The following is a 13,862-nucleotide window of genomic DNA, read 5'->3' as shown; positions in this document are numbered from 1 at the left end:
TCTTATGAAAGACGATCAGCCGTTCAGGGTGTGGCAGCCGACTGTGGCCGTATGGCTTCGGTGGATGGCAATGACGAGACGAAGTCAGCCAGCGGCACAGGGCGGGAGAACAGGAAGCCCTGCAGGTCGTTGCAGCCTGCAGCGACGAGAAAATCCCGCTGCCCTTCGGTCTCGACACCTTCCGCCGTCGTCGCTTTTCCAAGCGTGCGGCTGAGGCCCAGGATCGCCGAAACGATGGCGGCGCCCTCGGCCTGTGTTCCCAGCAACCGTACGAAGGACCGGTCGATCTTGATCCGGTCGATATTGAACTGGATGAGGTGGCTGAGCGACGAGAAGCCGGTGCCGAAATCGTCGAGCGCAATCCGGATCCCCTGGGATCGAAGCCTGCCGAGTGTGCCTTGCGCACTCTCGTCGATGTTGAAGAGGGCGGCTTCCGTCAGTTCCAGTTCGAGGCGCGATGGTGACAGGCCCGTTTCCGAAAGGATCGACAGCACGTAGCGGTCGAAGTCGCGATGCCGGACCTGCGAGGGGGAGACGTTGACGGCGACCGACATATCGGCTGGCCAGCTTGCCGCTGCCTTCGCGGCGTTCCTCAGCACCCAGCCGCCAAGCTGGTCGATCATGCCGGCTTCCTCCGCGATCGGTATGAACTTGTCCGGCGACAACAGTCCGAGGGTGGGATGGCGCCACCGCACGAGGGCTTCCGCCCCCGAAAGTCTTCCATGCGCGTCAGCGCGATGCACACCCTGGAAGAAGACCTCGAGATGGCCGGGATCACTCGGACGTACAATCTCTGCGCTGTCGGAGAGGTGCGTCGGACCCTCCAGCACCAGGCGAAGATCGTTCTTGAGATTTTCCCGTGCCTCGACCCGATGATCCAGGGAGGGTTCATATTCGATCAGGCGCCCGCGCCCGCTGGTCTTGGCTTCATAAAGGGCGACGTCCGCACGCCGCAATATCTCGCTGGTCGCCTCAGCCGCATCATGAAAGGCTGCGGTGCCGATCGAGCATCCGATGCGGACGACAACGTCGCCGCCGCGCAGCTGGAACGGCCTGCTCAGGGCCTCGATGATGGTGTTGCAAAGCAGGATGTAGCTGTCGTCACCCTCCCTGACATGGGGAAGAAGCAGGGCGAATTCATCGCCGCCGAGCCTTGCAAGCGTGTCGCCCGTTTCGATCAGGGCATTCATCCTGTCGACGGCGCCGCGCAGCAGCTCGTCTCCGGCGGCATGCCCGTGGATGTCGTTCACCTCCTTGAATTTGTCGAGATCGACAAGGGCAAGGACGGCATGCTCGCCAGGTGATTTCATGGCCGCGAGGCATTGCTCGAAACGGGCCGCAAAGAGCGCCCGGTTCGGCAGGCCCGTCAGCACGTCATGCAGCGAAAGATGCCGGGCATGAAGTTCGCTGGCGCTGAGTTCCCTGAGGCTGCCGCGCAACCGGCCCATCAAGGCGAAGAACAGGCCAGCGATGACGAGACCGGCAACGGAAAGCACGGGAACGAGCCGGCCGATGACGCGTGTGCCCGGCAGGTCCGGCCTCCAGATGATGAAGCCGATCGGTTCGCCCGTCGTCGTCGCCTCGATTTCGAAGGCGACCTCATTCTGCTCCTGATCCGCAGTGCGGGCATAGCGCGCGCCTGCCAGCCCCTGTTCCCGGCTCAGCGTATCGAGCGTGGCGCCGTCGAGGAAGCGGAACGCCACGAGGTAGAGCCTGTTGGCATCATTTGCTTGCTGCGGATCCACTTTCGAAGAGCCCGTGACCGAAACGACGCCGGCGACCGAAGGCCGGCCCTCGAGACGCATCAGCTCCACCCGGCTGGGTTCCGGATCCGAACTCGGTCCCTGCGGCGCACCGTGTTGCCTTGCTTCAAGATCCTGGATCATGGGCTGAAGCAGCGGCCGCACCCATTTAAAGCGACGTTTCGTTTCGGTATCGGACTGCAGGGCGAGCTCGCCTGCCGGGGTCACCAGGAATGCTGCATTGTAGCCGAATACCGTCGTCGCGATCTTCCCGAACGCCCCGGCCGATGTCGCGCCGCTCTTGCCGCCGGTCGTCGCCGAATCCGACACCAGCAGCGAGGCGTAACCGGCGCCCATCAGCTGGATGTCCTGCGATACCCGCTGGACCTGATCCAGAAGCCGGCTGTTGACGAGCTGGCGCTGCCGATCGAGAGCGGCGGCGTCGCTTTCCCTGCCGGCCCAGATGGCAGCCAGGAACACCAGCCCAAGAATTGCCAGGCCGCTGATCGCAAGCAGCACCAGTATCGACCCGGACGATGTCCAGGCCTTTCTATGAGTGAATAATCTTAAAGACGGATCAGCAGGCACGCAGTCTTCTCCCGAGCGCGCCAATACTGACCTCGATTGTTTACAAAAAGCTTTTCAAGCAGCATCAAAATTAATGGCCCAAAATGATGAGCTTTTTAATCGTTTTGTGATTGGCTGCTCATTGCGCAACGCTTGCCGATGCAAGCTTGGCGATCGGGCTCTACGTCAAGGTGATTGATATGTTGCGATTGGGATCTCTCTACCGTTCGAAGTTCTTCGTATTTGTTTGTGCGGCCGTTGTTTCGGTCGGCATTTTTATGCCGGCGGTTGTCCGTGCTGCCGAAAGCGACAGCATCCGCATAGCTGTCGAGGGCGCGTTTCCGCCGTTCAACTATGTCGATTCCAATAACCAGCTTCAGGGCTTCGACGTGGATATCGCCAAGGCCCTCTGCGAGGCCGCGAAATTGAAGTGCGAATTCGTCATCCAGGAATGGACGGCGATGATCCCGAACCTGCTCGACAACAAGTATGACGCAATCATTTCGTCAATGTCGATGAGCGCGGAGCGGCGAGAAAAGGTCGCCTTCACGCAGAAATACTATGATAGCCCGACGGTCTTCATCGCGCGCAAGAAGTTCGACGTTGCCGGCACGTCACCCGAAGATCTGAAGAAGCTACGGCTCGGGGTGACGGCAGCGACCTCCCAGGAGTCCTACGCCAAGAAGTTCTACGGCGGTATCGCCACGACCGTATTCCAGGCCTCGCCGGATCTCTATAAGGGTCTTGCTGACGACAAGGTCGATATCATCCTGGAAGACAAGCTCGCGGTCTATGACTGGCTCGCAAACACCAAAGCTGGCAGCTGCTGCGAATTCAAGGGCGACGATATCAAGAACACCGAATATTTCGGCGACGGAGCAGGTATCGCCGTGCGTCCGACCGACAAGCCGCTGCTGGACAGGCTTAATGCAGCGCTCGAGGAGATCCAGGCCAACGACACCTACGATACGATCAACGCGAAATATTTCCCGTTCAGCATCCGCTGAAGGCGCCTAGCCTGTTTCTGGTGACCTAGCTCTCGGTAATGCGCCGATCCTCGTCGGAGCCGACCGAGAGCTGCTTCCAGTCGAGATCTTCCTGCAGTTCGAGATATTGCGTCGCGCCGATCCTGTCCTTGTCGCGCAGCTCCTCCAGGCGCTGGCGCTGGGCGATCACGGCGGCGATTGTCAGTTTGCGGCGCCGCTCGAGCGGCGAGGCTCCGTCAAGGTCCGAGGGCACCGTCCAGTGGTCCTTGCAGACAGTCCTGATCGCTTCGGCCTCGGCGCCGCCTTCCTTTTCAAGCCGCTGGAATGCCGCCTCGGCGAGCGAGCGCCTTGCTGCTTCCAGTTCGTCATGGACCTGGCGTTGCCGCCCGAGTTTCAGGAAATGGATCATCGGGGCAAGCGTCGCTCCCTGGATGACGAGCGTTGCCAGGACCACCGCAAAGGCTGTTAGCACCACGAGATCGCGGTCCGGAAAATCGGCGGGCAGCGCGAAGGCGGTGGCAAGCGTGACGAGGCCGCGCATGCCCGACCAGCCGACCAGGAAGGTCTCCCCGTGCCTGAAGGGCGCCAGGACACCGCCGCGCCGGTGACGCAAGGTGACGAACGCATGCAGCAGGAAGGCCATCGCCAGGCGCGCCAGGATGACGCCGACAACCACGATTCCGGCAAAGGCGAGCGCCCGCTCGAGCGCCTCGGCCGACATGGATTCGACGATGCTGCGTGCCTGCAGCCCCATGAGCAGGAAAGCGACGACGTTCAGCAGGAAGACGACCGTCGTCCAGACGGCGAAGGAATGCACCCGCATGCGCGGGGAATCGTCGACCGTCGACAGTGTGGCGATCGTCATGGCGCTCGCAACCGTTGCCAGTACGGCCGAGAGATGCAGATGCTCGGCGATCAGCCAGGTCGAAAAGGCATAGACGAACTGCAGCAGGGTGCCGCCGACCGTGTTTTCGGTAATCGGCCGGAGCCGCGAGACGAAAAAGCCGAAGGCGATGCCGAGCAAAATGCCGCCGGGTGCCGCAAAGCCGATCTGAAGGGCCGTCGCCCCATCGAGCCCGCCGCGCGCCTGGACCGTGAGTGCGGCCCCGAACAACAATAGCGCCGTTGCATCGTTGAATAGGCTTTCGCCCTTCAGCAGAGCATCCACGCGGCGGTCCACCGGCAGATTGGAAAGCACGGCGGTCGCCGCAGCAGCATCAGGCGGTGCAACGATGGCGCCAAGTGTGACCGCCACCGCGATCGGCAAGCCGACGGTCAGCATGCTGATCGACACCACCACGCCTGTTGTCACCAGAACGGCGATGACGGCATAGAAGATCAGCGGCAGCAGCATGCGCCGCGCAGCCCCCATCGGGAAGTCATAGGCGGAATCGACGAGGACGGGCGCGATGAACAGGGCAAGCGCCGTCGGCGGATCGATCGGGATGACAGGCGCGCCGGGCAGCATCGCCACGCCCACGCCGGCAGCAGCCAGAATACCCGGATAGGGCAGATGCATGCGCCGGGTGATCTGCAGGAGCAGGATGGCGACAGCGAGAAGGGCGACGAGGGTTTCGAAGAAGGTCATGTCGGCATAGTAGCAGGCTTTCCGTCGCATTGAAGCGGGTGCGGCTCCCATGTAAAGCTGAAGCCTATCAAGGTGATGACAAAAGGCGAGGCAAGCCGTGACGATGGACTACGATGTGGCTGTTATCGGCGCTGGCGCGGCGGGCATTGCAGCGGCGCGAAAGCTCGCCGGTGCCGGCCGTTCGGTCGTCATTCTCGAAGCCAGCAACCGTGTCGGCGGTCGTGCCTGGACCGTCGAACTTTCCGGCATGTCGCTCGATATGGGCTGCGGTTGGCTGCATTCGGCCGAGCGCAATCCGCTTGTCGCGATCGGCAGTGAGGCCGGCTTCACGATCGAGCGCGGGCCGACGGCCTGGCAGAACCAGTGGCGCGATCTCGGTTTCCCTCCGGAGGAACGCAAGGCCGCCGCTGCCGCCTGGGGCGCGCTTGAAGAGCGGCTGCGGGCCAATCCGCCGGCAAGCGACAGGGCATCGGACGCGCTGGAGCCCGGCGGCGAGTGGAACGCCTATTGCCAGTCGCTGTCAGGCTATCTGAACGGCGCGCCGCTGGAGCGGCTGTCGGTTGCCGATTTCCTTGCTTATGACAATGCCGCAACCGATGCCAACTGGCGGGTGCACGAAGGCTATGGAAGCCTGATCGCCGCTGCCGTTCCCGATGTGACCCTGCGTCTGTCGACCCCGGTGCGCCGTGTTGCGCTGACGAGTGGGGGCGTCCGACTTGAAACCGATCGTGGTCCGGTCAGTGCCAGTGCAGTGATCGTCACGGTTTCGACCAATGTGCTTGCCCGCGGCACTATCGTCTTCGACCCTGAGGCCGATGAGCATCTGCATGCCGCAGCACAATTACCGCTCGGCCTTGCCGACAAGCTCTTCATGGAAGTCCATGGCAATCACGGCCTGGAACCGGAAACCCATCTTCTCGGCGATGCCCGAAACGACCAGACCGGCAGCTATTATATCCGGCCGCTCGGCCGCCCCGTCGTCGAAGGCTTCTTCGGCGGCAAGGGCGCCGTCGTCATCGAACAGGCTGGCCTGCTCGACGCCTTTACCTTTGCGCTCGAGCAGCTGTCATCATTGCTCGGAAACAACATCCGCCGCCATCTCCGGCCCCTGACAGCGTCGTCCTGGTGCCACACGGATTGGGTTCGAGGCTCATACAGCCATGCGCTGCCGGGCAATGCGGGTGCGCGAGCCATCCTGGCGAAGCCCGTCGCCGACCGGCTGTTCTTTGCCGGCGAAGCGACGCATCAATCCGATTTCTCGACCGCGCACGGGGCATGGGAGAGCGGACTGCGGGCTGCCGACGAAGTGATCGGCAACGCTGGCTAGGCCGGGTCGACAGTCAGGATTCCAAATCGGCTGATCGCTGCTTTACAGGCCATCACGGTGGACCACGGCGTCTGCGTCGTGCCCTTGATGTGAAATATATTTCACGTGATGAATTATATTGACATTCTTTTGGCGCCAGAGTTATCTCGCTTTACCGGCGTTCGAGGAGGAAATCCGGTTTCACGAACAAGGCGCTGATTGCGCCATCGGCATTTGGGAGGGGCTTCGGCCTCGAGGAGGAACTTTGCGCAATTTTCTAGGCACGACAGCGATGGCCGTTCTGGCTGCCGCGACACTGAGCACGGCTGCGTCAGCGGCCGAAACCGAAAATCCGTTTCGCTGCAAACCCGGCGAAAAATACGTCATGAACGTCATGGTGTCGGGCGTTGAATATTGGTTCCCGGTCTATGAAATGTTCAAGCAGGCCGGACAGCAGCTCGGCTGCGAGACGGCTTATACCGGCACCCCGGAATATGACGTCAACAAGCAGATCGCAACGTTCGACCAGGCTCTTGCCCAGAACCCGGCCGGCATCCTCGTTCACCCGATGAACTCGGATCCTTTCATCGAGCCGATCAATCGCGCGATCGATCAGGGTACGGCCGTTGTCACCTTTGCGGCGGATTCACCGCTGTCGAAGCGCATTTCCTTCATTACTTCCGACAATACCCGCGAGGGCATTTATGCCGCCGACGCAATTGCCAAGAAGCTCGGGGGCAAGGGTGAATATGCGGTTCTGGAAAATCCGGGTCAGGACAACCACGACAAGCGCATCGCAGCCTTCATCGCGCGAATGGAAGAGAAGTACCCGGACATGAAGCTCGTTGGCCGGGCGGCATCGAACCAGGATCCGAACAAGGCCTATCAAGGTCTGATGAGCCTGGTACAGGCTCACCCGAACCTCAATGCGGTGTTCATGCCGGAGGCCAACTCGGCAATCGGCGCGGCCCAGGCAAACAAGGAAAGCGGCGGCAAGATCCTCGTCATGTGCGCCGACGTCAATGCCAACATCCTCGACATGATCAAGGCCGGGGAAGTTTTCGGCTCGATCAATCCCAACCAGGGCATGCAGGGCTACATGGGCTTCATGCTGCTGTGGCTTGCCAAGCATCCGGAACTGATCGATCCGATGAACGACGCCAAGCGTTCGGGTTTCAACCCGATGAGCATCCCCGTCGTCGATAACGGTCTCTCGATCGTGACGGCCGCAAATGCCGACGACTTCTACTGGGACAAGTACCTCCAGCGCCGGGGTACGAAAGGCATCGAGGAGTAAGCCTTGCCGGCCGCTGTCGGGGTCAGGAGCCGACAGCGGCCGCAAAGCGGGGAGAGGGAGAGTTATCATGGCGCAGACGCCGGCCCTGGAAATACGCAACGTCACCAAGCGTTTTGGCACGATCAAGGCGCTGACAGATGTGAGCTTCCACCTTCAAAAGGGAGAGGTTCATGCCCTCTGCGGCGAAAACGGTGCTGGTAAGTCGACGTTGATGAACATCATTGCGGGTGTGCTGCAGCCGAATGAGGGAGAAATTGTCGTTGATGGCGCGCCCGTGAAAATCGCCTCTCCCGCCGTTGCGCAGTCGCTCGGCATCGGACTGGTACACCAGGAAATCGCGCTTTGCCCGGATGCCACCGTTGCCGAAAACATGTTCATGGTGGCGACGAACCGCCGGCGGTCGCCCTTGATGAATTTCGCCAGGCTGGAACGCGACGCTCAGGCGGTAATGAACCGCCTTGCTCCGATCGACGTTCGCCAGAAGGTTGGCGATCTGCCGATTTCCAGCCAGCAGCTGGTCGAGATTGCAAAGGCGCTGACGCTCGACTGCCGTGTCCTCATCCTCGACGAGCCCACCGCGGCTCTGACGGAGGCGGAGGCGCAGGTCCTGTTCGGCATCATCAACGATCTGAAGGCTCACGGCATTTCGATCATTTATATCAGCCATCGCATGGCAGAGATCTTCAGCCTCTGCGATCGGGTCACGGTTTTTCGCGATGGACGCTATGTCTCCACCGAACGGATCTGCGACCTGACGCCCGACGAAGTCGTGCGCCGCATGGTTGGGCGTGAGATCACGCAGCTCTACCCCGAAAAGCAACCGGTGGCGGAGCAAAGCGAGCAAACCATTCTTTCCGTCCGCAATCTCGGCGACGGGATGCGCTTTAAAAATGTCAGCTTTGAATTGCGCAAGGGAGAAATTCTCGGGATCGGCGGCCTCATCGGCTCCGGCCGAACCGAGATCGCAGAGGGTATCTGCGGCCTTCGCCCGACCAGGCAAGGCGACGTTCGACTTTGGGGCAACGTGCTTAGCGTCTCGTCCTATGCCGAGGCGGTGAAAGCGGGCGTTGTCTATCTGTCCGAGGATCGCAAGGGCTCGGGTGTCTTTCTCGATCTGTCGATCGCCCAGAACATCGCTGCCCTCGATCTCAAGTCGCTGACGGGACCGTTTGGACTCTTGAACACGAGGGCAGAGGCCGAGCGGGCACAGGATCTCGCGCGCCGTCTTGGTATTCGCATGGGCGGTATCGACATGCCGGTTTCATCGCTCTCCGGGGGCAACCAGCAGAAAGTCGCCATCGCGAAACAGCTGGCGGTCGATCCGAAAGTGATCCTGATGGACGAGCCGACGCGCGGTATCGACGTTGGCGCAAAATCTGAAATTCACCGTTTGCTGCGCGAGCTTGCGCGGTCCGGGGTCGGCATCGTCGTCATCACATCCGAGCTGCCGGAGCTTCTCGGTCTCTGCGATCGGGCGATCGTCATTCGCGAAGGCAGGGTTGCCGGAGAAGTCGAGGGCGAGGCGATGACCGAACAGGCCGTCATGCGGCTCGCATCCGGCATTGGCGCAAGTCAACACAACATATCGAAGGCATCAGAGCATGCCGTCTGACGAGAAAACTGGGACGGGAGACCAGGCAATGACAGATCACGCATTGGCGGCGACAAGACAACGCGTCTCTTCCTGGAAGAGGCTGGGAACGATGCGCGAGGCGGGATTGATTGCGATCATTCTCGCGCTCTGCGTCCTCATGAGCTTTGCCTCTCCGCACTTCCTGACGATGGGCAATTTCCGTGCGATGCTGATGTCGTTCTCGGTGGAGGGCATCGTGGTCGTCGGCATGACGATCCTTCTGATCGTTGGCGGCATCGATCTTTCGGTCGGCTCGGTTGTCTGCTTCTCGATGGTCTTGTCCGGCTCGCTGTTCCTGATGGGGATGGACCCCTGGAGCGCGTCTCTGGTGGGTATTCTCGCCAGTGCCTTGATTGGTTGTGCCATGGGCTTCTTTGTGACAGTGATCGGGCTCAACCATTTCATCACGTCGCTTGCCGCAATGGTCATCGTGCGGGGCGTCTGCCTGATCATCACCAAGGGAACGCCGCTCTCGCTGTTTACGTTGCCGCCGTCATTCAAGGCGGTCGGGCAGGGCACGTTCCACGGCATTCCCTACGTCATTCTGATCTTCGTCGCGATCGTGGCGGTTTTTGATTTCCTGCTGCGCAGGGCGACAGCGTTCCGCAAGGTCTTCTACACCGGCAGCAATGAGAAGGCGGCGCTTTATTCGGGGATCAGGACGAACCAGGTTAAATTTTGGGTGACCGTCCTCTGCAGCACGCTGTCGGGCGTTGCCGGTGTCATCTACATGTCGCGCTTCGGTGCTGCGACCCCGACCTTCGGCGTGGGCATGGAACTCAACATCATTGCCGCTGCCGTGATCGGCGGCGCATCGCTCAGCGGCGGCTCCGGCACCATCCTCGGCGCCATCCTCGGTATCGCGCTTCTGTCGGTGGTCAGCAGTTCGCTGATCCTCTTGAATGTCTCGGTCTACTGGCAGGATATGATAAAAGGCTGCATTCTCCTGGCTGCCGTTTCCATCGATCATTTCTTGCACAAGCGGAAGGCTGCCTGACATGCCGATTGCCAAACCCAAGATCGTCTCTGCGCCACGCGAAGAAATCGTCATCGCACGCCAGATGCACCAGGCTCTCGTCCTGCATTTCCTGGAAGGTTTGACGCAGGCGCAGATCGCTGATCAGCTCGGCATCTCTCACGCCACCGTCAACCGGCTGATCAAGCGCGGTCGCCAGCTCGGCCTCGTGGAAATCAAGATCAAATCGCCGGTCGAGCCGCTGGTCGATATGGAAGAACAGCTTCTGGCGCTTGGCGGAATCAGCCGGGCGATTGTCGTGCCGACCGTATCCGACAATCCGCAAACCGCATTGCAGGCCGTTGGCGAGGCGGCAGCGCGGCTGCTCATCGAGGAGATCACTGATGGCGACACGATCTGCATCACGGGCGGCAAGGGCGTCAGCGCCGTCGTTGCCGGCCTGCAGCCGCCGCGGCGCTTCGACGTCGAGGTTATACCGGCAACGGGATGCGTTCAGGGCAAGCACTACACGGATGTGAACCACGTCTCGACGATGATGGCCGACCGGCTTGGAGGCCGCTCGTTCCAGATCCATGCCCCCCTCTTTGCCGACAGCGCCGCCGAACGGGGGATGCTGATGAACATGCGCTCGGTTGCCGATGTCTTCAAGCGGGCGCGTGAGGCCAAGGTCGCCGTCGTCGGCATCGGTTCGATCTTGTCGGATGATTCAAGCTATTACGACCTGCATCCGTCCTCCAGCACCGACCGGGCTGCGATCGAGCGCTCCCGCGCCTCATGCGAGCTGCTTGCGCATCTGCTCGACGATCATGGCAGCGTGTGTGACTACAGCCTCAATCGTTCGTTGGTATCGCTGACCCTTCCCGAATTCGCGTCGATCCCGATGAAGATTGGCGTGGCCAGCGGACCAAACAAGGCAGGGCCGATCTTGAGCGTCATGCGGGGTCATCATCTCGATACGCTCGTAACCGACGAGGCAACCGGCGCACGCATTCTCGCGTTGGCCGCAGGCAAAGGACAGCACGCATGAGCGGGCAACAGTTGATGCGTGAAATCGGCAGGTCGGGTGTGGTCGCCTCGGCGGTCGGGCTTGGAACCTGGGCGATCGGCGGCTGGATGTGGGGAGGCACGGACGAGGCGGAATCGATCGCAGCAATCCAGGCTTCGCTCGACGCCGGCGTGACGCTGATCGACACGGCACCCGCCTACGGACTTGGCCGATCCGAGGAGATCGTCGGCAAGGCGTTGAAAGGCCGCCGCGACAAGGCCGTCATCGCGACCAAGTGCGGGCTCGTGTGGCACACGGACAAGGGCAAACATTTCTTCGATCAGGATCGCAAGCCGGTCCACCGCTACCTCGGCCGCGACGCAATCCTTTATGAAGTCGAGGAGAGCCTGCGGCGCCTTCGCACCGATCATATCGATCTCTACATCACCCACTGGCAGGATCCGACGACACCCATCGAGGAGACGATGCGCGCGCTGGAAGAGCTGAAGGCCGCGGGCAAGATTCGTGCGATCGGTGCCAGCAACGTCAGTGCTGCCGAGCTTGAAACCTATATTTCCGTCGGCGGCCTGGATGCCATCCAGGAGCGCTTCAGCATGGTAGACCGGGAAATCGAGGCCGATCTCTTGCCGCTTACGCGGCCGAACGGCATTTCGACGCTCAGCTATTCTTCGCTTGCACTTGGCCTCTTGTCCGGGACAGTCGGTCCGGATCGGGCCTTTTCCGGTGACGATCAGCGACGAGACAATCCGCGCTTTTCCATTTCCAATCGCGAGAAGGCGATGGCCTTCGCCGCAGCCATCGGGCCGGTCGCCGGGAAGCACGGAGCAAGCGTTGCACAAATCGTCATCGCCTGGACGCTTGCGCAGCCCGGCGTGACATTCGCCCTTTGCGGCGCACGCAACCCTGCGCAGGCGCTCGACAATGCACGGGCTGGCACGATCCGCCTTGACCCGGACGATCACTCGGCCATCGATGCGGCCATTGCGACGAAACTGACGGCTATGGACAGGTAACGGATCGCATCATGAATCGCGAAGAGATATTGGACGGGCTTCGACGAAGCCCGAAGGTGGACGTGTGCGTCATCGGCGGCGGTATCAACGGCATCAGCGTCTTCCGGGAGCTGGCGCTGCAGGGGCTCAACGTCCTTCTCGTCGAGAGGCATGATTATTGCTCCGGAGCGAGTGCGGCGCTGTCACGGATGGTGCATGGCGGACTTCGCTACCTTGAGAATGGCGAGTTCAAGCTGGTGCAGGAATCGCTTGTCGAGCGCGACCGGTTGTTGCGAAATGCTCCGCACTATGTCGCCCCCTTGCCGACGACGGTCCCTGTCTTCGATGCCTTTTCGGGGCTGGGCAACGGCATCGTCCGATTCCTGGGGCTGACCCGTCGCCCCAGCCGTCGCGGCGCGGTCGCAATCAAGATGGGGCTCAGCATCTATGATTTCCTCACGTGCAAACGGGCAATGATGCCGCGCCACAAGTTTCGCGGCCGACGCACAACGCTTGCGAAGTGGCCGGCGCTCAACCCGGAGATCAGAAGTTCTGCGACCTACTACGATGCGTGGGTCAGTCACCCCGAACGTTTGGGCATCGAGCTGCTCGATGATGCCCTTCTTGCTGGCGCTGGCGCAGGAGCGCTGAACTACGCCGACATTCGTGCAGCGGGTCCCGGGCAGTTTGTCGTTCGCGACCTTGTCAGCGGCCGCTCCGCGGAGGTCGACCCCACACTCATCATCAACGCAACAGGCGGATGGATCGACATTACCAACGACACTCTTTTCTCGCCGGATGCCCGCCCGGCAACCCTGATGGGTGGCACCAAGGGATCTCACCTCATCATCGACAACGCCGAACTCTACGACGCCCTGGCGGGTCACATGATCTACTACGAGAACGAGGATGGAAGGATCTGCATCCTGTTTCCCTACCTCGGCAAGGTGCTGGTCGGCTCGACCGATATTCGCGTCGATGATCCCGAAACCGTGCGCTGCGAAGCCGACGAGCGAGACTATATCCTGCAATCGCTTGGCTTCGTGCTGCCTGGCATCAAGATCCGGGCGGAGGAAATCAGTTTTCAATTCTCGGGCGTGCGCCCGCTGCCGACGAGCAAGGACAGCTTCACCGGTCGCATCCCGCGCGACCATTTCTGTACCATCGTGGAAACTTCCGGCAGTGGGCCGGCGGTGCTGTGCATGATCGGCGGCAAATGGACGACCTTTCGCTCGTTCGGCGAACTTGCGGCCGATCTCGCTCTGGAACGTCTCGGCAGGACACGTCGCGTAACAACCGCTGAGCGGCCAATTGGTGGTGGCAGGCGATTCCCACCGGATCGCGCGGAATGGATTGCCAGGACGGCCAGGGAAAAAGGCATTTCCGGCGATCGCATGGGAGAACTCTTCTCCCGCTACGGGACGGAAGCCGAAGCGATCGCGGCCTTCATCGTGGCTGCGCCTGATGCACCCCTGCCGCAGGCGGCCTATTCGGAGCGCGAAATTCTCTTCCTCATCAGGAACGAAGCCGTCGAGCATCTCGATGACGTTCTGCTCCGGCGAACGACGCTGGCGATCACCGGCACGCTGTCGCTCGAGATGACGGATGCCGTCCTCGATCTTCTGGCAGCGGAGAAGGCCTGGACGCCAGCTCTGCGGGCTGCGGAGCGAAGCCGCTTCCTCACCCTTTTGCGCGACCGCCACGGCGTCGACGAACTCAGCCTTTCCGCACGGAACGAACAAAGGAGCAAGAAATGCGAAACAACATGA

10 protein-coding genes are annotated in these 13,862 nt (G+C 61.4%); 8 read left to right on the top strand and 2 right to left on the bottom strand.

The window, feature by feature from the left end; translation table 11 throughout:
- Nucleotides 1-23: 23 nt before the first annotated feature.
- Entirely contained in the window at nucleotides 24-2,330 is a 2,307-nt protein-coding gene (locus FHX06_RS11835) for an EAL domain-containing protein (RefSeq protein WP_183879397.1), read from the bottom strand.
- 179 nt (nucleotides 2,331-2,509) lie between these two features.
- Between FHX06_RS11835 and FHX06_RS11830 the strand changes: the two genes are divergently transcribed.
- Nucleotides 2,510-3,316: a transporter substrate-binding domain-containing protein gene (locus FHX06_RS11830; RefSeq protein WP_183879395.1), complete on the top strand. Its 807-nt coding sequence runs from the start codon at nucleotides 2,510-2,512 to the stop codon at nucleotides 3,314-3,316.
- A 25-nt stretch (nucleotides 3,317-3,341) separates the two neighbouring features.
- On the opposite strand, the gene FHX06_RS11825 is transcribed toward FHX06_RS11830, so the two are convergent.
- Nucleotides 3,342-4,883: a cation:proton antiporter gene (locus FHX06_RS11825; RefSeq protein WP_183879918.1), complete on the bottom strand. Its 1,542-nt coding sequence runs from the start codon at nucleotides 4,881-4,883 to the stop codon at nucleotides 3,342-3,344.
- A 103-nt stretch (nucleotides 4,884-4,986) separates the two neighbouring features.
- Between FHX06_RS11825 and FHX06_RS11820 the strand changes: the two genes are divergently transcribed.
- From FHX06_RS11820 to FHX06_RS11790, 7 genes are all read left to right on the top strand, one after another.
- Nucleotides 4,987-6,210: a flavin monoamine oxidase family protein gene (locus FHX06_RS11820; protein WP_183879916.1), complete on the top strand. Its 1,224-nt coding sequence runs from the start codon at nucleotides 4,987-4,989 to the stop codon at nucleotides 6,208-6,210.
- 244 nt (nucleotides 6,211-6,454) lie between these two features.
- On the top strand, nucleotides 6,455-7,486 hold the full coding sequence (locus FHX06_RS11815) for a substrate-binding domain-containing protein (RefSeq protein ID WP_029869183.1): 1,032 nt from the start codon (nucleotides 6,455-6,457) through the stop codon (nucleotides 7,484-7,486).
- Nucleotides 7,487-7,553: 67 nt separating this feature from the next.
- Nucleotides 7,554-9,098 carry a sugar ABC transporter ATP-binding protein gene (locus FHX06_RS11810; protein WP_183879393.1) on the top strand — a complete coding sequence of 515 codons (1,545 nt, stop codon included), beginning with the start codon at nucleotides 7,554-7,556 and terminating at the stop codon, nucleotides 9,096-9,098.
- A 28-nt stretch (nucleotides 9,099-9,126) separates the two neighbouring features.
- A complete protein-coding gene (locus tag FHX06_RS11805; RefSeq protein WP_112547470.1) occupies nucleotides 9,127-10,116 on the top strand; it encodes an ABC transporter permease in 990 nt (329 codons plus the stop codon).
- Between the two features lies 1 nt (nucleotide 10,117).
- Complete coding sequence (locus FHX06_RS11800; RefSeq protein ID WP_112972295.1) at nucleotides 10,118-11,122, top strand: sugar-binding transcriptional regulator; 1,005 nt, start codon at nucleotides 10,118-10,120, stop codon at nucleotides 11,120-11,122.
- Entirely contained in the window at nucleotides 11,119-12,114 is a 996-nt protein-coding gene (locus FHX06_RS11795) for an aldo/keto reductase (RefSeq protein WP_183879391.1), read from the top strand. Before FHX06_RS11800 ends, FHX06_RS11795 begins: the two co-directional genes overlap by 4 nt.
- Nucleotides 12,115-12,125: 11 nt before the next feature.
- Nucleotides 12,126-13,862 (top strand): glycerol-3-phosphate dehydrogenase/oxidase, encoded by a 1,737-nt coding sequence (locus FHX06_RS11790; protein ID WP_183879389.1) that lies wholly within the window; start codon nucleotides 12,126-12,128, stop codon nucleotides 13,860-13,862.

This window comes from Rhizobium sp. BK512 (assembly GCF_014194915.1).
GTDB lineage: Bacteria > Pseudomonadota > Alphaproteobacteria > Rhizobiales > Rhizobiaceae > Rhizobium.
Note: the sequence above shows the minus strand (reverse complement) of the source record. Positions and strands in the feature narration are given on the sequence as shown.

Coding starts and splice junctions, on each gene's coding strand:
- FHX06_RS11820 (WP_183879916.1), top strand. CDS start 4,987: ATGGACTACGATGTGGCTGTTATCGGCGCTGGCGCGGCGGGCATTGCA.
- FHX06_RS11825 (WP_183879918.1), bottom strand. CDS start 4,883: ATGACCTTCTTCGAAACCCTCGTCGCCCTTCTCGCTGTCGCCATCCTG.
- FHX06_RS11810 (WP_183879393.1), top strand. CDS start 7,554: ATGGCGCAGACGCCGGCCCTGGAAATACGCAACGTCACCAAGCGTTTT.
- FHX06_RS11795 (WP_183879391.1), top strand. CDS start 11,119: ATGAGCGGGCAACAGTTGATGCGTGAAATCGGCAGGTCGGGTGTGGTC.
- FHX06_RS11805 (WP_112547470.1), top strand. CDS start 9,127: ATGACAGATCACGCATTGGCGGCGACAAGACAACGCGTCTCTTCCTGG.
- FHX06_RS11790 (WP_183879389.1), top strand. CDS start 12,126: ATGAATCGCGAAGAGATATTGGACGGGCTTCGACGAAGCCCGAAGGTG.
- FHX06_RS11800 (WP_112972295.1), top strand. CDS start 10,118: ATGCCGATTGCCAAACCCAAGATCGTCTCTGCGCCACGCGAAGAAATC.
- FHX06_RS11830 (WP_183879395.1), top strand. CDS start 2,510: ATGTTGCGATTGGGATCTCTCTACCGTTCGAAGTTCTTCGTATTTGTT.